This window comes from Corynebacterium sp. sy039 (assembly GCF_007904105.1).
In the GTDB taxonomy this organism is placed as follows: domain Bacteria; phylum Actinomycetota; class Actinomycetes; order Mycobacteriales; family Mycobacteriaceae; genus Corynebacterium.
This window is the reverse complement of sequence record NZ_CP042325.1, coordinates 1,085,056-1,102,285: the sequence shown is the minus strand read 5'-3', so window position 1 is coordinate 1,102,285 and position 17,230 is coordinate 1,085,056. Positions and strand designations below refer to the sequence as shown.

Here is a 17,230-nt window from a genome sequence, read left to right as displayed (position 1 = left end):
TCCTCAAAAAAGAGAGTTACCTATGAAAAAATTTCTCTCAGGCTTATGTGCAGCAATACTCGCTATGAGCATTGCTCCTCTTGCTAATGCAGTTGAGTTAGAATCTGCTCCACCACAACGTACCCAAATCGCAATTGTCTATGACACTGGTGAGGCAATCGGTTCTGCAAATCAGCATGAAGCTCGTCCTGCGTTGTCGTTGTCAAAACTTTATCTTGGTATGTGGGTGTTACGCAATGGAGATAATGCTGATAAAGCCAAGGTAGAAAATATGATTAGGTTCTCTGAGGATGCCACTGCATCATACCTTGATCGTAAATATCCGCAGGCAATATCCGAAGTCATTGGAAACTATGGTTTGACCCATTCTCGCTATGGTGGGGCATGGGGGAATAGCACTACGAGCGTGTCTGATGTTGCTCGCTTTGTTTCAGCTATCAAATATGATCCTGTAGCGGCACCAATCATCCAAGGAATGCGTACTGCAGCTCCGATTGCCGCTGATGGTTACCCGCAAAATTATGGTACTTCACAGCTACCTAGTTCTGAGGGCACCAAGTTTGGTTGGTCTGATAATCATAATGTCAATGGCACTGTTTCTTTTGGCCCTGGTTATGTGGTTGCTGCTTCTACTTTTGGCTCAGCAAGTGATAATACTTCAGATGTGAAAAGCTCTATTCGAGATACTCCTGCAGGTATTCCTGGTATTCCAGATATTCCTGGCGTTTTGCCTGGCTTTAATGGTGGTGCTGAGCTTAAGCAGCGTCTACGTTGTCTTGTCCCTGAAGAAGCTGGGGCAGCAGTGGAGCAGATTATTCCTGATAATGTGCCGATTCCACAACAGCTGGTTACTGTCTTGCCACAGTGTCGCTAGAAATAAAAAATCCAGTCAATCACTGACTGGATTTTTTATTGTCTGATTAGCTTTGTTTAGCAGCTTCTTCTTGTTGCTGTTTAAGCAAACGTTGCGCATTTCGACGACGCTTGCGTAATTGATCGATACGTTCTTCAAGAAGTAAATCTAGTTCTTCGATAGAGCGACGCTCTCTGAGCATATCCCAGTGTGTACGAGGCGGTTTGGTGACTTTTGCTTCGCTGCCTTCGCCCTCCATGAGGTAACCAATTTGCCCATTTTTGCATAGCCAAGTTGATGGTATCTCCGCATCATCAGCGAATGGTACTTCATAAACCTCGTCAGTTTCAGTTTTGTATCGAACCAATTGGCGTGGTGCCAAATCATGGTCACGATCTGTTTCATAACTCACAGCACCCATGCGGCTGCCGCGAAGAACACGATCTGCCATATGGTGATCAGTCCTTTCGTCGTAAATAATTATCGAGGCAAGCTAAAATTTTCTTACCTAAGATCTACTACTATAACGCATGAACCCTCTAAAAGATTCCTTAATATCGGATATTGATATTATTCTTGTTTTATTATTTTCTTATTCTATTGCTTTTCGACGTTATCTTTTAGGTTATGATTCTTCCTAATTGCTTCCTTATGCGACTAGACTTATCTAGTGATGGTCACAAAGTCTTATAACAGTGCTGAGCGTTTGCCTACCTGCAAATGGTGTGGAAAAGAAATGCCAAGTAGTGGACGTGGGCGCCCACGAGTGTATTGCAAATCCTCATGTAAGCAGCGAGCTTATGAGCAACGCAATGCTGTGACGGTCACACCAATTTCGGATCAGGCTGTTGTATTATCGCCAGAGAAGGTAGAAAATCTACGTGATCTGCTTTTTCAGATTCGCTGTGCTGCTGAAGATATCGCAACTGCTTATCGCGAAGATGCGAGTCAGCAGGAAATTCAGCAATTGTGTGATGAACTGGTGGAGTTATCCCTTTCAGCTGAGTCCATACGATAGAGCATAAAGAACGGATATAGACGGATAAAATCATGGATAAAAAACGCAAAATCATTATATTCTCTACTGTTGCTGCAGTTATTCTGCTATCAACTTTTGCTTTAGTAACTGTTCTTTATCCGTTATTCAATGGTCCAGGAATTAAGACAGAAGAGTTAGACGCCTCAAAAGCGCAGCCGGCAAGCACTGATGTTGATGGACATTGGCAGATCGCATATGGTTCTGCGCCTAATATCAGTTCAGTTGGTTTTACCTTTCATGAGATACTTCCTGCGGAAAAGCGGATAACCTCTGGTTCGACGCAGAGCATACGCGGAAATGTTTATGTTGAAAACAAAACTTTAACATCTGGGCGTATTGAAGTTAATATGGACGACATCAGTTCCGATCAGGAAAAACGTGATATCAATGTTCGGAGTAAAATTTTCGAGACAGATAAATATCCCACGGCAACATTTGATGTAGCAGAAAAAGTTGATCTCAGCACAATTGGTGATCATGCGGAAGTCGCAGAGATTGACGTTCCAGGCGATCTCAGCATTCATGGAAAGACTCACAGGGTCGTACCAACGTTTAAGGTTGTGCGTAGCGGGAAGCAGATTATTTTATCGACTACGATTCCAATTAATCGCTTAGATTATGATGTGCAAACTCCTGAATTTGTTGCAGCGAAGATTGATGAAAATGGCGAAATCAATGTGCGATTAACTTTAGAGAAGTAATACGTCAATTACTTGCACACACAGCCCAGCCGCTTAATTGCGTCACAGTGACATAATTGAGCGACTCTACTTCACATCGGGCACCTACCCCAAATGTCCGATAATATACATTATGTCAACTTAGATTCTCGGCACACTCTCCACCATAACGCGTTATACGTTTCGTCGCCGACTTGGGCGCACTGCAACTAGCTGCACCACATCAAGAAGTCCAGAATGTATCAACGCTTCTTTCATTGACAGGTAATACACCCACATACGTCTATACACGGCATCAAAACCATCTGCCGCCGCCTGACGTTCCTGCGACTGAAACATTTGACGCTGTAGCGCCAACCCACGTGCATAATGATTAGCGATATGCGTCTGGGAAATGACGCGCAAATTACTGTGTGTATCAAACAACTTGCGCAAGGAATCAAGATCGCTAAACTCTTGCGCTGACCACAAATAAGCCTTACCTAAAGATAATGCAGCCTCAGCTTTTGTACGGCTTTTTTCTCGTGAAACAATAGTTTGAGAAACAAAAATACCAGAGTGGTTTAGCAACCGATCAATTTTGCGAATATATTCACGCTTCGTGCGTTGATCCATGTGCTCTAGCTTCTCTACACAGCTGATTACATCATAGTCCACAGACCATTCTCGTGGATCTACTAGAGGCGAATCGCTGAGCTCAATATGAACATTATCGCTTACTTTTGCCGCATGTATTACAGAGCGAATATCTTGGACAAAGTCAGCATCTGAACTAATTGCATCCACAATAGCTTTGCGACGCGCAGCCATAATTGCTAAAGAGCCACCTGAACTCGGAAAATCCAATATATGACTGCCCTGGCGAACATGCGCCGCATCCAAGAGCATGGCTATATTATGCAGCTGAGCACCTGAAAGATCTTGTTTCTCTACATATGTAGGATCAGTCAGTGTTGTGTCATCGATATAACGCTGTGCAGGCTGTCGAACCTTCGTTACTTGTGCGGTTTTTGCAGTTGCTGCGTAGTTTTTCACTGCAATGCGCTCTGTAGTAGGCACTCCTGAAGAAAAAACTGTACCCGAGGCACTCATACCGTCGCCAGAAAATAGACGAATGAGCTGTGGTGGCAATTCCATACCGGTATATGAATCACTGATGTCAGCAGCAAGACGACGAGGAATTCTTGGATTGTAACCGGCTCGAATAAGTTTTTCCAATACCACAGCTAAGTTATCTGATTCCCACTCGCCTGCCATATACCCTTCTGCCAACCCAAGCCAACCGCCAGCAGCAATACGGGCAAAAAGTGAATCCTCCACGATGGTCAAATCTGCATCGTTGCCAGATAATGTGAGCTCAGCTTTTGCAGCTGCAGCTGCGAATTTTGCTTCTGCAGCACGTGCTCTCCAGGCAGTCCAGGTGCCATCTGGAACTTGTGCAATACGCGGCCATGTCTGAGCGTCAATGGAAAATTGTGCACGCGAATAAGTATGTTGCGCTGTATTATCCATAGAGCATTCTCCCAGAGATGATTTTTCCGGTATATACCGTGTCATTCCTGCCTTACTTTATCTATGTAAGGCGGATAAAAAAGCGTTACGCGCCGATAACACATCCTTAATGAAGTTTATAAGCAAAAATGCTGGTTTTATTAGTCTTTATTAGCCGTAGAGATGAAAAAACTGAGCAAAAATTGTAACATGGTGTCGATCACTAAAATAACTATCATGCAATAGTGTTTATAGGTACACAAGGAGACTTTTTATGTCTGAGACTGCGTTTCGTCCAGAAAGCGGACGTCACCATGTAGTTGTCATTGGTTCTGGATTCGGTGGTCTATCTGCCGTCAAAAACCTTAAAGATGCAGATGTCGATATCACACTTATTGACCGCACAAACCATCATCTATTCCAGCCACTACTCTACCAAGTAGCAACTGGTGTTCTTTCCTCAGGCGAAATCGCTCCTGCTACTCGCCAAATCCTTGCCGGACAAGACAATGTTAATGTTGTCAAAGCAGAAGTCACAGATATTGATACAGCAAGCAAAACAGTAACTGCGACCCTAGAGCAGCACAACAAAGTTTTTGCTTATGATTCCCTCATTATTGCTGCTGGTGCTGGTCAGTCTTACTTTGGTAATGATCACTTTGCGCAATATGCGCCAGGCATGAAAAGCATTGATGACGCACTAGAGATTCGTTCCCGCATTATTGATGCTTTTGAGCGTGCAGAACTAACCGAAGACCCAGCTGAGCGTGAGAAGCTACTCACTTTCGTGATTGTCGGCGCAGGTCCAACCGGTGTTGAGCTTGCTGGACAGGTCGCTGAATTAGCGCATCGTACTCTAGCTGGAGCTTACTCTCGTTTCAACCCAGCAAATGCAAAAATCATTCTTCTCGACGGTGCGCCACAGGTATTGCCTCCTTTCGGAAAGAATCTTGGGCGAAAAGCACAGCGTCAATTAGAAAAAATTGGTGTTTCAGTAAAACTCAACGCAATTGTGACTGATGTAAACGAGACATCTGTAACTTATAAGTCCACAGCTGATGACTCTACCCACACAATCGAAGCATTCTGCAAAATTTGGTCTGCTGGTGTTGCGGCATCACCACTGGGCAAACTTGTTGCTGATCAACTCGGTGTCGAAGCAGACCGCGCAGGTCGTGTATCTGTTAATCCAGATCTCAGCGTTGGTGCTGAGAAAAATGTGTTCATCATTGGCGATATGATGTCGCTCAACCGTCTGCCAGGTGTTGCACAAGTTGCAATCCAAGGCGGTGCATATGTAGCAGAACAAATCGCTGCTGAAGCTGCAGGACGCTCCGCTGAGGAACGTGAGCCTTTCGACTATTACGATAAAGGTTCTATGGCGATTATTTCACGTTTCTACGCAGTAGTGAAGATGGATAAGACCGAACTCACTGGGTTTGGTGCATGGCTAATGTGGCTTGCTGTCCATGTCGCTTTCCTTATTGGTTTCCGCAACCGCGCTGGAGCAGTATTCACGTGGTTACTTAACGCAGTTGCCCGTAAGCGCTGGAATATGGATACTACTCGCCAGCAGCTACATTCTCGTCTAGCACTCGATAAGAAAGCCGACGAGAAATAACACACAACATTATGTTGCTATGGGGTACTTATATCTAGTACCCCTCTTTTTCACTCTATTCATAAAGATGTTCTTTAATATATTAGGATTCTATCGACGCAACTAAGGCAGGTGTTTATTGTGGTAGAAAATAAAAACAATGGTCAACGCGGACCTATTTCTAAACTACGCCCTGCTAAACCCGCACATACTACACAATCAAAAATACGTGTCCCTGTTGAAAGGGTCATCGATCACTGCTGGATGTATCTCAACGGCATACGTCAAAGTGGTAGCTGCCATCATGCTTCTGCTCTCGAAAACCTGCGTTCGCGCATGACTGAAGAAGATCAAGGTTTTATTTGGTTAAGTCTCAGCGGCCCGTCGGAAGAGCAAATGCACAAAATTGCAACCGAGTTTGGGGTTCATCCTCTTATCGTAGAGGATGTCGTTGGTGCATATCAGCGCCCAAAGGTAGAGCGCTATGATGATCAATTGTTCATGGTTATTCGTTCGGTGCAGTATTCCGACTTTGGTCATCACCCACGAACCGTTCAGTCAGCTCGCCAAGTTATCGAAACTGGTGAAATGCAGATCGTCGTCGGGGATAATTTTGTGATCACCATCAGGCATAATACTTCCCTACCTGACATTGACGACCGGATCAATGACACAACGACATTAGCAAAGCATGGTCCAATGTCTATTGCCTGGGCAATAGCGGATGTGCTTGTGGATGACTACGTATTCATTAGTACAGAATTAGCTGACGACGTCGACTATCTAGAAGAAGAAGTCTTTACCCCTGGAGCGCGTATCAATGTAGACCAGATATATTTGCTCAAACGTGAGGTACTAGAGATGCGTCATGCCATTGATCCTCTCGACCCTGCCCTAAAGATGATGATTGCGGGTAATAAGGACATTCTCAACAAACAGATGCGCTCTTATTTTCGTGATGTCCTTGATCATGAAATCAGAGTTAAAGATGATATTGCCAGCCATGACGAACGACTCATGACACTGATCAAAGCGGCAGAAACCAAGGTAAGTATCCAGCAAAATGCAGATATGCGTGCCATTTCTGCATATGTTGGCATGGCAGCAGTACCTACCCTAATAGCCGGAATCTATGGCATGAATTTTGATAATATGCCTGAGTTGCATTACCGGTATGGCTATTATGTTGTGCTTTTTATTATTGTCGCGGTTGTATGCATAATGTGGTGGTGGTTCCACAAACAAAAATGGCTATAAGCATTAGTAATTTGTAATGTCTAGCAAAGTGCAGCCATAAGAAAAGCCTGGGAGATATCAATCACCCAGGCTTTAATATCCTTCATATTATTTCTTGCCAGAAATTAACTTGAAGATCCAGAGGAACAAGCAAGACCCGACCAAGCAGGTCAAGAAGCTAAAGAACTTACCGCCACCAGCAACATCAAAACCAATCAGCGATAGCACCCAACCGCCAAGGAAACCACCGATAATACCAACGAGGATATTGAGTCCGAGTCCCATTTGGCCATCGGTTCCCATGATCTTTGAGCCGATCCAACCAGCAAGACCACCGATAACAAGCCAACCAATAAAACTTAATGCAGGCGCACTAGCTGCAAGATATGTAACACTTTCCTGTGCTTGAGATAATAAAGTCATACTTACAATCATGCCTACACTTATTGAAAACTTCAATAAACTTTTGACAACATTTCCTTATAGGAAGGATAACGATCTATTGCGGAACGAGCAATGTGCGTAACGTCGAACGCGCAACCAATTTCTCCTGATTAAACATCTCGATAGAAATCAGCTGCGTCTTGCGCCCTGCTTTAATAACACGCGCCTGTGCTTCAATAACTCCATCAGCAACTGAGGAAAGGAAATCGGTGCTGTTGTTCACGCCTAAAACCACAACACCTTTAGAAGCAATAAGTCCCATAACAGAACCAATAGTTTCTGCAATAGCGCAATAAACACCGCCATTAACCACACCTGTCACCTGTAGGTGATTCTCCTTAACCGGTAACTGAGCGCATACTTTTTCAGAATTAGCATGCGTGAACAGTAACCCTAAATGGTTAGTAAATCCCCCACTATATTGTTGCACTATAGATAGGTCTTCCTGGCTCAAACCTTCACTAGGTATAGTGCTTAAAAGTTCAAGAATATCTACCGTTTTTTTAGAAATAGACATCATATCCCCTTTGAGAAAAGCGATTAGTAGTTATGTACCTATGAACGTTTCATAAGTCTTTTCTTTAATCTAGTTGAGAATATGTTGCTGCCGCTTAAAAATCAGATAAAAAGTCGACAGCAATAAATCCCATATAGCAACTCCTCCAGTGGCAAGGTAGAATGCAATGCTATGACTGTAAATAAAGAGTTGGCTCATATTGGTGTTATTGGTCTTGCGGTAATGGGCTCAAATTTGGCCAGAAACTTTGCGCGTAATGGGCACAAAGTAGCTGTTTTTAACCGTTCGTATAACAAAACACAAGCGCTCATTGATAATTACGGTAATGAAGGATCTTTTATTCCTGCACAGACCATCGAAGAATTTGTTGCTTCACTAGAACGACCACGCCGAGCAATTATTATGGTGCAGGCTGGTGCGGCGACAGATGCGGTCATCAACCAACTCGCTGACCTAATGGAAGAAGGAGACATTATCATTGATGGTGGTAATGCCCTTTACACGGATACCATCCGACGCGAAAAAGAGATATCTCAGCGTGGTCTTAACTTTGTTGGAGCAGGTATCTCAGGTGGTGAAGAAGGAGCCTTGAATGGTCCTTCTATTATGCCTGGTGGACCAGCAGAATCTTGGGAGGCATTAGGATCCCTTTTCGAGTCAATCGCCGCTAAAGTTGATTCAGTTCCCTGTGTAACCCATATCGGTCCAGATGGAGCTGGTCACTTCGTCAAAATGGTGCATAACGGCATTGAGTACGCAGATATGCAGGTAATCGGAGAAGCATATCAGCTTTTGCACTCTGGAGCAGGACTGAGCCCTCAAGAAATCTCTGATATTTTCAAGACATGGAACCAAGGTGATTTAGATTCTTATCTCATCGAAATTACCTCAGAAGTATTGGCACAAGTAGATCAAGAAACTGGAAAACCACTGGTGGACATAGTAGTCGACGCAGCTGGCCAGAAAGGTACCGGGCGTTGGACAGTAAAAGCAGCTCTTGACCTTGGTACACCAGTCACAGGTATTAGTGAAGCTGTATTTGCTCGTGCATTGTCAAGTGCTAGTGCACAGCGTCAAGCAGCTAATAATCAATTACCTGGTGGCAGCCTCACGACCATTGAATCTTTGGGCATTGATCGAGAAAGCTTTATTGAAGATGTGCGTCGAGCGCTTTATGCCTCAAAACTTGTTGCCTATGCACAAGGTTTTGACGAAATTAAGGCTGGCTCAGATGAACACGACTGGGATATTGATCCGCGAGGATTAGCAACTATCTGGCGAGGCGGATGCATTATCCGTGCACAATTCCTTAACCGCATTGTAGAAGCCTATGATAATGATCCACAGGTAGCATCTTTGCTTTTAGACCCTTACTTCCGATCAGAGCTAGCTCAGCTCATTGATTCCTGGCGTAGAGTTGTGGTTGTTGCTACTCAAATAGGACAACCAATCCCTGTGTTCTCTTCTAGCTTGTCGTATTATGACAGCCTACGTGCAGATCGCCTACCAGCTGCGTTGATCCAATGTCAGCGTGATTACTTCGGCGCACACACATACAAGCGCGTTGATAAACCAGGCTCATTCCATACACTTTGGTCCGGCGACCGATCTGAAGTCCAAACAGACTAAGGTTATTAAAAACTTCGGTATGAGTGTCAACACCACCTCTGACTTTGCAGAAATGGGGCTATCCACTCCACTTCTGCAGCAACTTAAAAAACAAGGTATTACTGCTGCTTTTCCCATTCAAGCAGCGGTTATTCCAGATATTTTATCCAAAAGAGATGTATTAGGGCGTGCTCCTACTGGCTCTGGAAAAACCTTAGCTTTTGGGTTGCCGTTATTAGAGAACATTGCCAAAGGTGGTATATCGCAAACGCATCATCCTCGTGGTTTAGTCTTAGCACCAACCCGTGAACTGGCTACCCAAATCTATGAAACACTTGCTGACTATGCGGCAGTGCTGGGACTGCGAATTTTGCATGTTGTTGGCGGTGTAGCAATCAAAAATCATATCCGCTCCCTGGCAGCTCCAGTCGATGTTCTCATCGCAACTCCTGGACGTGTACTCGACTTGATGAAGCAGAAAGAACTTTTTTTGGATCAAGTTCAGGTTAGCGTATTAGATGAAGCCGACCAGATGGCAGATTTAGGGTTTTTCCCACAGGTACAAAAAATTCTGTCCCTCACTGAGCCCACCACCCAGCGCCTACTTTTCTCTGCAACTCTTGACTCAGACGTCGATAAGCTGGTAGCACAGTTTATGGTTGATCCCGTCATTCATTCAGTAGTCGATGCTGCGGCGAATACCACGCACACCTTACCGCGCAAGGATTATTGCTTTTTCGTAGAAAATATCAGTACACGCGACGCTGTACTTGCCCATATTGCAGCACGCCGCGGCAGAACAATAGTATTTGCGGGTACAAAAATCGCAGTGGATCGGTACACGCTGCAATTGAGGGAAAAAGGAATACATGCAGCTGCCCTGCATGGTGGCAAAGGACAGCGCATGCGCGAGTATATCCTCGAAGAATTCAGCAGCGGAAGGATATCAGTCTTAGTAGCTACTGATGTCGCTGCGCGTGGCATCGATATTTCTGCAATAGATCTAGTTGTTCATGCAGACATTCCAGCTGATCACAAAGCATATATACATCGTTCAGGTAGAACAGCTCGGGCGGGGGCAAGTGGAACTGTTATCACTCTTGCCTTAACGCAGCAGCATAATCGATTCATGCAGCTTTTTCGACAAGCACAGTGCAACCCTGAAGAGCATACTGTCGACGAGCATTCTAGCGTGCTACGACATATAGCAGGTGCTCGTGCTCCTAGCGGAAAAGCACTAGCCCCACTAGTACTTCCAGAAAATGACTCAGGAAAAAAGAATGGGCGCCCAATTTCTGGCAATGGATATGATAAAAATCCAAGAAATGTTTATGGACGCAGTTCATATAAAAAATCATCCAAAAAGAAAAACCGCTATAGTTCTACTAAGAAGCATGGAAAATAATTGTTATGTCTATGCCGCCTGTCATTGAGAAAACAGAAAGAGAAGGTATTGCAACTGACGTCGCGTAGTTGCTTCTAATATGGACATTGTTATCAGTATTATCTCGCTTGTCGGTTTTATTTTGCTCACCGCAAGTACCGGTTTATTTGTTGCCGTCGAATTCGCTCTAACGGGTTTGGAGCGTTCCACCATTGATGACGATATAGCTCAACGCAACGATAAATCTGCTCAAAAAGTCAAGAATGCTTTTCATAATCTCTCTTTTGTACTTTCAGGCGCACAACTTGGTATCACTATCACTACCCTAGCCACCGGCTATCTAGCTGAGCCAATTCTAGCTAGTTACTTTGGTCCTTTGCTCGAGCTACTTCATATTCCGCAAAGCGCAACTACATCTATTGCTTTAGTCTTAGCTCTTATCGTTGCTACTACCCTATCCATGGTTTTTGGTGAGTTAGTCCCAAAAAACATCGCTATCACCAATCCCATGGACACTGCTCGTATTGTTATTGGACCAGTTAATTTCTTTAATGCCTGTTTCAGTGGTTTCATCAAATTGCTTAATAGTACAGCTAACCGAGTCGTCCGAAAGATGGGGATTGAACCATCTGAGGAGCTCGCCAGTGCACGTTCCACACAAGAATTAACTGCATTAGTACGGAATTCAGCTAAAACAGGCGGTCTAGAAAAAACTACTGCACTTATGCTTGACCGATCCTTGAAATTTGGTAATAGCACCGCTGAAGAACTCATGACTCCGCGGTCTACTGTGGAATCGCTTGCTGCTGAAAGCACTGTCACAGATCTTATTACTCGTACCATCGAAACAGGACATTCACGTTTTCCTATTATCCGCGGTGATCTTGATGACACTGTTGGAGTTGTTCATTATAAGGACGCTTTTTCTGTGCCCAAAGAGGATCGAGATAAAACACAGCTCAAAGAATTAGCGCGCCCCATTCCTGTTGTACCAGCATCTTTAGACGGTGATTCGGTACTCGATACAGTACGTTCAACTGGTTCCCAAATCATCTTAGTTGCAGATGAATATGGTGGCACTGCTGGGTTGATTACCATCGAAGATGTAGTCGAGGAGATACTCGGTGAAGTCTATGACGAACACGATGATGCCGAAGCAGAACGCGACTTTCACAAGTTTGGCAGTAGCTGGTCTGTTTCTGGGCTTGTCCGACTAGATGAACTAGAAGAAAAAATTGGTTATAGCGCCCCTCAAGGTCCTTATGAAACTCTTGGCGGTCTGGTTATGGCACAGCTAGGACGCATACCTGCTACTGGTGATGAACTATTACTGCCACATAATGATACTTCTTTCTTGCCAGATTCCGAACCAAGTAATAGTCAATGGTTAGCAAAAGTCGCTGCCATGGAAGATAGACGCGTCGATACAGTTATTCTCTCACCTGTTTCTGATGCAGAGGCTCATGCCGTTTTACAGAACATCACTGCGTCGGCGGCAAAGAAATCACGGGAGAATACATAGTGTCTGTTATAACCACCACGTTGTTAATCATCGTTCTACTGCTAGCTAATGCCTTTTTTGTTGCTTCCGAATTTGCATTAATCTCCTCACGCAGGGATCGCATCGAAAACCTTATCGCTCAAGGAAATAGGCGTGCACAGCGAGTTCTTTATGCGATAGAAAATTTGTCAGTGCTATTGGCAGCATGCCAACTAGGTATCACCATTGCTTCATTGATTCTTGGTAAAGTTGCTGAACCAGCTATCGCTCATTACATTGAAAAACCTTTTCAGGCTCTTGGCTTGGCCGATCATTTACTTCATCCGTTTTCCTTTGTTATTGCGCTAGCAATCATTACCTTTTTGCACATATTACTTGGCGAGATGGTTCCCAAGAATATAGCACTAGCTGGACCGGAGATTCTTGCGCTTTGGCTAACCCCGCCTTTGCTTGCGTTCATGCAAATTTCTCGTCCTATTGTGGAATTGTTGAACTGGATTGCACGTATTACGTTGCGGATGTTCAATATAGAGCAAAAAGATGAATTGGACGCCACAGTAAATCAAACGCAATTGGCAAGTATGATTGCAGAATCTCGTAGTGAGGGATTATTGGATGCGGAAGAAACCATCCGACTTCGTAAGGCCTTAACTTCAGAATCTCGTTCCGTCACCGAAGTAATGATTCCGCTTGATAAAGTGCGTACCCTTGATTTTACTGGTAGAGGATCTCGGTTGAGTGACGTCGAAACGGCTGTCGCAGAAACAGGTTTCTCCCGCTTTCCGGTAAAAGCAAAGGATGGATCTTACATGGGGTATATCCATGTAAAGGATGTGCTAGATCGTCTTGAGGATACGCAACCAGATCAATTAGTCCACCGCTCAGAAATCAGACCACTGTCGATAGTTGATGCTTCTGGATCACTTGAAGAGGCATTGCATCTCATGCATCGTAAATCAGCGCATATGGCTCAAGTGCGGGATCGTGGAGAGTTACTTGGTGTCATTACTCTCGAAGATCTTATCGAGGAATATGTAGGTACCTTTTCCGACTGGACTCATGGACAACACACGTAGCATGATGGATTTCACTGTATTGTCTGAGCAACAATGGCAAGAAAGCATGGAGCAGCATCACAGACGTACTGATTCTTTTACAAAAGATCACCTTGCTAGACGACGTGCTGGTAAGCACCACCCTGTATATGATTTCTTGTTTGAGTATTATCCTGTTCGCATTGCGCATTTACATAAGTGGCATCCAGGATTTGGTGTTGCTCTATCTGGTTTGCCACCACATAAGGATTGGAAGTTCTATCACGTCAGCAAAGAAGTCACCAGCATAGATAGCCAGAGCTTATGGGCACAGCGCCACAAAACTATCAAGTATATTCGAGAGCTATTAGCAAAAACGAATACTAATCCAGCTCATTTCGACTGTTTCGGGTTGCATGAGTGGGCAATGGTCTATCAAGCAAACTCCACCAGGCATGAGCTTCCACTTCGCCTTGGTGCTGCAGGTACAAATGAGGTTGTAGAAAATAATACTCTGCGCTGCACGCATTTTGATGCTTTTCGATTTTTTACGCCACCTGCTCGCCCGTTGAATTTCACCATATTGACCAGAGAAAAACAGCCACAGCAAGACCAATGTGGTTGTTTGCACGCCAATATGGATATCTACAAGTGGGCAACAAAATTACAACCACTGATACCAGGTTCATTGTGGCTTGATGCTTTTTCTTTAGCATGGGATGCCCGTGTACTTGATATGGAAGCCAGTCCTTATGATTGTCGAGATTATGGTCTAGGAGTGGTGGCCATAGAAACTGCCGAAGGAAAGGCACACTATGTGCGTCGACAGCGTGAACTGGCGGTACGGGCAAATCAACTGCGCGAGAGAATTATAAAAATAATCGATGATTTTTGTCTCAGTATCTCTACAAACAAATAATCATCGATGGTAATTAAAGTTTTGACCACGCAAGAAAAAAGAAAAACTTAATCAGGAGCTCTTGCGCTGACGACGAAGTGCAAGTTCGTCATCAAATCCAATCACGGAGTGATTCTCTGCAGCATAATCATCAATGCGTTCTGCTGGGAAGGATGAGATAGTACCGGTGAGTTCTTTGACAATTCCAGGTACGGCAATTCCAAATACGCCCTGACCGCCACCAAGCAAATCAAAAACGTCTTCGGGAAAGCGGCATTCGTAAACGGTATGCCCATCAGAGACTAAAGTAATCTGCGCTAGATCATTGACCCCTAGCTCGTGAAGTTTTTCTACCGCTAGTCGTATATTTTGCAGAGAAATGCCAGTGTCCAATAAGCGCTTAACGATTTTGAGAACCAAGATGTCCTTGAATGAGTACAGGCGCTGTGAACCTGAACCACGAGCAGTGCGAATACTTGGTTTCACTAAGTTTGTCCGTGCCCAGTAGTCAAGCTGGCGATAAGTAATGCCAGCAACTTGGCACGCAATTGGTACCCTGTACCCTACTTCTTCATCTGGCCCTAGATCAAAAAGTGAGTATTGTGATGATTGATCTGTCATAGCTTTTCTCCTGCATGCTCTGCTCGCAATTATACGGGCAATAGTATCTTTGTGCTTTCTCAGCCTAGAGTATTTTCCACCTTCCCTTTGGCGACACACCCTAAGTCTAAACTTTAACTTTAAGTTTAGACTGAAATTACACCTTTGTCATCTTTAGTCACAAATATGCACATAATTCACATCTATATCAGAAAAAGATGCCTCTCCATCACGGTTTCGCCAAGAGCTCCAAAAACACTGCGAATAACTTTTAGACATGAAGCGTTAATTCTTATCCTCATGATCAGAAGAATCTATATCAAAAAAATCATCGACAAAAATATCTGACTCACGCACCCCCATGCTCTCCATGAGACCAGAAAAATCATCATCTGCCAGTGAATTATCTGGCAATGCAGTATCGTCGTCTGTCTGTATAAGAGGTTCTAAGCCAAGATATGCTTGCAAGTCATCATCAGAGACATAGATGCTGGCTTGGTCAAGCACCTCAGGCGAAACCTGAATGGGAATATCAAGCAACCGAGAGATAATAACTGCATCAGTTGCACGCGCATCTAGCTCTTCCCCGTTATCCAATACGAAAGAAGCAATAAACACACCTTGGTAATAACTAATAATGCGTATCTCATTGACACCACCCGCCGCGTCAAGAGCATCGATAAGCAAATCGTGCGTCTGCGGCCTTCTAGAGGTCTGTCCTTCTTCACGCAGTGAAACAAAGGCAGCGTCCTCCGCCGCAATCCATATTGGTAGATAGCGGTTGCGTTGTGTCCATCGAAAAAGTACACAAGACTCTAATTCTGGCGGTAGAAAGTGCACTCCCTGGTATTCAACTTCAACAAAATCCATAATCAGTTTTTACTACCAATCTTTCTAGACACTCATGGTGCATTACCATGCCTAGTTGCTTAGCGACGAGAATTACGCAAGAGAGATTTAACGAAATTAGTATGCAACGACACCACAACAGCCATCATCTCTTGGGTCATCTCTTCGGCACGCTCAGCACCACCATCTTTAGTTTTAGCCATAGGCAATAGAGCACGCTCGATAAGATCTGCCTGACGGCTTGCAGTATTGCGTAAGGATTTTAGATGTCGAACATCGAAACCAAATTCTTTTAGCTGAGTAGCCGTAATGACAATCGCGACATCATCTGCAGTAAAAAACCCAGAAGCATCTGGCACGATGATACCCGCATCGATGTACTCAGTGACCAGCGATGGATCTACTTGAGCCTGGGAAGCAATATCACTATCAGTAAGACGAGTGGCTACTGGAGCCCGAAAATTCTCCGGATCTACAACAGTTGCTGATCTTTTTGCACTACTCAATGGAGTAATTGCACCAGAGTCCATAGCTTGCAACTGCTCACGGATCACTTTCAGCGGAAGGTAATTATCACGCTGCGTAGTTAAAATAAAACGTAACCGATCAAGATCAGCCTGGGTAAAACGTCGGTATCCAGAAGAAGTACGCTGTGGGGAGACTAAGCCCTCAGCTTCTAAAAAACGAATTTTTGATACTGTGACATCGGGAAACTCTTTTTTGAGTTGTTCAAGCACTACGCCAATGGACATAGTTTTTGTCGATGATGTTCTTCTGTTCAAGGAAGAATGTGAAGGTAACGCACTCATAAAATTTTCTCGATGTTTTCTTGAATATCTTTGGGTTGACAGGTTCTGTGTATGCCAAGACAAACAGAACACTACTAACTACTCAGTAGTGTTCTATTTTCATGGGGTTTATTCTTCAGCACCAGCTAGAAAAACTAAACGAAACTTACCGATTTGTATCTCGTCGCCAGTAGAAAGCTGTTGTGCATTGCGTGGCTCACGATTGACGTAAGTTCCATTGAGACTTCCCACGTCAACAACCTGGAATACTCCATCCTCAAGGCGAAATTCCGCATGCCGACGAGAAACAGTAACATCATCTAAGAAAATATCACTATCGGGATGACGACCAGCTGTCGTAGTAGGTTGATCAAGCAAAAAACGTGCACCAGCATTAGGACCACGCTTAACCACGAGCATGCCTGCACCAGCAGGAGGGGTAAGGTTAGCACCAGTAGCTGGTGCAGCTGCACCATTTTCCATTTCCTTTAATAAATCAGCACGAAAAACTGATGTAGTCTCTACTTGCACCTCAGGTGCAGCAGTGTTGTCACTCATTCCAACCTCCTAGTCAAATATGGACTTGTGATCCTTGTTATGAGAAGTTTTCCCGTTAAGATAGCTCTTCGCTTAGTATAGCCTGCTTCATATAAAACTTTTATCTACATGATAGCTTCAGAGTACCTCAGCGAAGAATCCACAAAACCA

General features: G+C 44.2%; 18 protein-coding genes. 10 read left to right on the top strand and 8 right to left on the bottom strand.

All coding sequences use genetic code 11. From position 1 onward, the window contains the following. Window positions 1–22: 22 nt before the first annotated feature. On the top strand, window positions 23–874 hold the full coding sequence (locus tag FQV43_RS05000; protein ID WP_144272868.1) for a hypothetical protein: 852 nt from the start codon (window positions 23–25) through the stop codon (window positions 872–874). A 46-nt stretch (window positions 875–920) separates the two neighbouring features. Here FQV43_RS05000 and FQV43_RS04995 read toward each other — a convergent pair whose 3' ends face one another. After that, on the bottom strand, window positions 921–1,304 hold the full coding sequence (locus FQV43_RS04995; protein WP_144272867.1) for an RNA polymerase-binding protein RbpA: 384 nt from the start codon (window positions 1,302–1,304) through the stop codon (window positions 921–923). Between the two features lie 285 nt (window positions 1,305–1,589). On the opposite strand from FQV43_RS04995, the gene FQV43_RS04990 reads away from it, so the two are divergent. Continuing rightward, a complete protein-coding gene (locus FQV43_RS04990; protein ID WP_371710926.1) occupies window positions 1,590–1,871 on the top strand; it encodes a hypothetical protein in 282 nt (93 codons plus the stop codon). Window positions 1,872–1,903: 32 nt separating this feature from the next. After that, window positions 1,904–2,593: a YceI family protein gene (locus tag FQV43_RS04985; protein WP_146339251.1), complete on the top strand. Its 690-nt coding sequence runs from the start codon at window positions 1,904–1,906 to the stop codon at window positions 2,591–2,593. Window positions 2,594–2,746: 153 nt separating this feature from the next. Here the strand turns inward: FQV43_RS04985 and FQV43_RS04980 are convergent, their stop codons facing one another. After that, on the bottom strand, window positions 2,747–4,084 hold the full coding sequence (locus tag FQV43_RS04980; RefSeq protein ID WP_146339249.1) for a class I SAM-dependent methyltransferase: 1,338 nt from the start codon (window positions 4,082–4,084) through the stop codon (window positions 2,747–2,749). A 253-nt stretch (window positions 4,085–4,337) separates the two neighbouring features. On the opposite strand from FQV43_RS04980, the gene FQV43_RS04975 reads away from it, so the two are divergent. After that, a complete protein-coding gene (locus tag FQV43_RS04975; protein WP_146339247.1) occupies window positions 4,338–5,684 on the top strand; it encodes an NAD(P)/FAD-dependent oxidoreductase in 1,347 nt (448 codons plus the stop codon). A gap of 156 nt (window positions 5,685–5,840) precedes the next feature. Then, a complete protein-coding gene (locus FQV43_RS04970; protein ID WP_246846994.1) occupies window positions 5,841–6,920 on the top strand; it encodes a magnesium and cobalt transport protein CorA in 1,080 nt (359 codons plus the stop codon). 87 nt (window positions 6,921–7,007) lie between these two features. Here FQV43_RS04970 and FQV43_RS04965 read toward each other — a convergent pair whose 3' ends face one another. Further along, entirely contained in the window at window positions 7,008–7,322 is a 315-nt protein-coding gene (locus FQV43_RS04965) for a GlsB/YeaQ/YmgE family stress response membrane protein (protein WP_144272863.1), read from the bottom strand. 76 nt (window positions 7,323–7,398) lie between these two features. Beyond that, window positions 7,399–7,860 carry a PaaI family thioesterase gene (locus FQV43_RS04960; protein WP_146340414.1) on the bottom strand — a complete coding sequence of 154 codons (462 nt, stop codon included), beginning with the start codon at window positions 7,858–7,860 and terminating at the stop codon, window positions 7,399–7,401. A gap of 171 nt (window positions 7,861–8,031) precedes the next feature. Between FQV43_RS04960 and gndA the strand changes: the two genes are divergently transcribed. The 5 genes from gndA to FQV43_RS04935 all read left to right on the top strand — a co-directional run bounded on the left by gndA (window position 8,032) and on the right by FQV43_RS04935 (window position 14,306). After that, complete coding sequence (gene gndA, locus FQV43_RS04955) at window positions 8,032–9,489, top strand: NADP-dependent phosphogluconate dehydrogenase (protein WP_146339245.1); 1,458 nt, start codon at window positions 8,032–8,034, stop codon at window positions 9,487–9,489. Window positions 9,490–9,508: 19 nt separating this feature from the next. Continuing rightward, window positions 9,509–10,873, top strand: a complete 1,365-nt coding sequence (locus tag FQV43_RS04950) for a DEAD/DEAH box helicase (protein WP_146339243.1) — start codon at window positions 9,509–9,511, stop codon at window positions 10,871–10,873. A 79-nt stretch (window positions 10,874–10,952) separates the two neighbouring features. Further along, complete coding sequence (locus tag FQV43_RS04945; protein ID WP_146339241.1) at window positions 10,953–12,374, top strand: hemolysin family protein; 1,422 nt, start codon at window positions 10,953–10,955, stop codon at window positions 12,372–12,374. After that, the gene (locus tag FQV43_RS04940) at window positions 12,374–13,429 is read left to right on the top strand and encodes a hemolysin family protein (protein ID WP_144272859.1); all 1,056 of its coding nucleotides are present in this window, start codon (window positions 12,374–12,376) and stop codon (window positions 13,427–13,429) included. Before FQV43_RS04945 ends, FQV43_RS04940 begins: the two co-directional genes overlap by 1 nt. Before the next feature lies 1 nt (window position 13,430). Continuing rightward, window positions 13,431–14,306 carry a 3-methyladenine DNA glycosylase gene (locus tag FQV43_RS04935; RefSeq protein WP_146339239.1) on the top strand — a complete coding sequence of 292 codons (876 nt, stop codon included), beginning with the start codon at window positions 13,431–13,433 and terminating at the stop codon, window positions 14,304–14,306. 51 nt (window positions 14,307–14,357) lie between these two features. On the opposite strand, the gene FQV43_RS04930 is transcribed toward FQV43_RS04935, so the two are convergent. From FQV43_RS04930 to odhI, 4 genes are all read right to left on the bottom strand, one after another. Next, a complete protein-coding gene (locus FQV43_RS04930) occupies window positions 14,358–14,906 on the bottom strand; it encodes a MerR family transcriptional regulator (protein ID WP_146339237.1) in 549 nt (182 codons plus the stop codon). A gap of 264 nt (window positions 14,907–15,170) precedes the next feature. After that, window positions 15,171–15,755: a bifunctional nuclease family protein gene (locus tag FQV43_RS04925; RefSeq protein WP_146339235.1), complete on the bottom strand. Its 585-nt coding sequence runs from the start codon at window positions 15,753–15,755 to the stop codon at window positions 15,171–15,173. A 59-nt stretch (window positions 15,756–15,814) separates the two neighbouring features. Further along, the gene (locus tag FQV43_RS04920) at window positions 15,815–16,543 is read right to left on the bottom strand and encodes a MerR family transcriptional regulator (RefSeq protein WP_146339233.1); all 729 of its coding nucleotides are present in this window, start codon (window positions 16,541–16,543) and stop codon (window positions 15,815–15,817) included. A gap of 108 nt (window positions 16,544–16,651) precedes the next feature. Further along, window positions 16,652–17,080: an oxoglutarate dehydrogenase inhibitor Odhl gene (odhI, locus tag FQV43_RS04915; protein ID WP_144272855.1), complete on the bottom strand. Its 429-nt coding sequence runs from the start codon at window positions 17,078–17,080 to the stop codon at window positions 16,652–16,654. Between the last annotated feature and the right edge of the window lie 150 nt (window positions 17,081–17,230).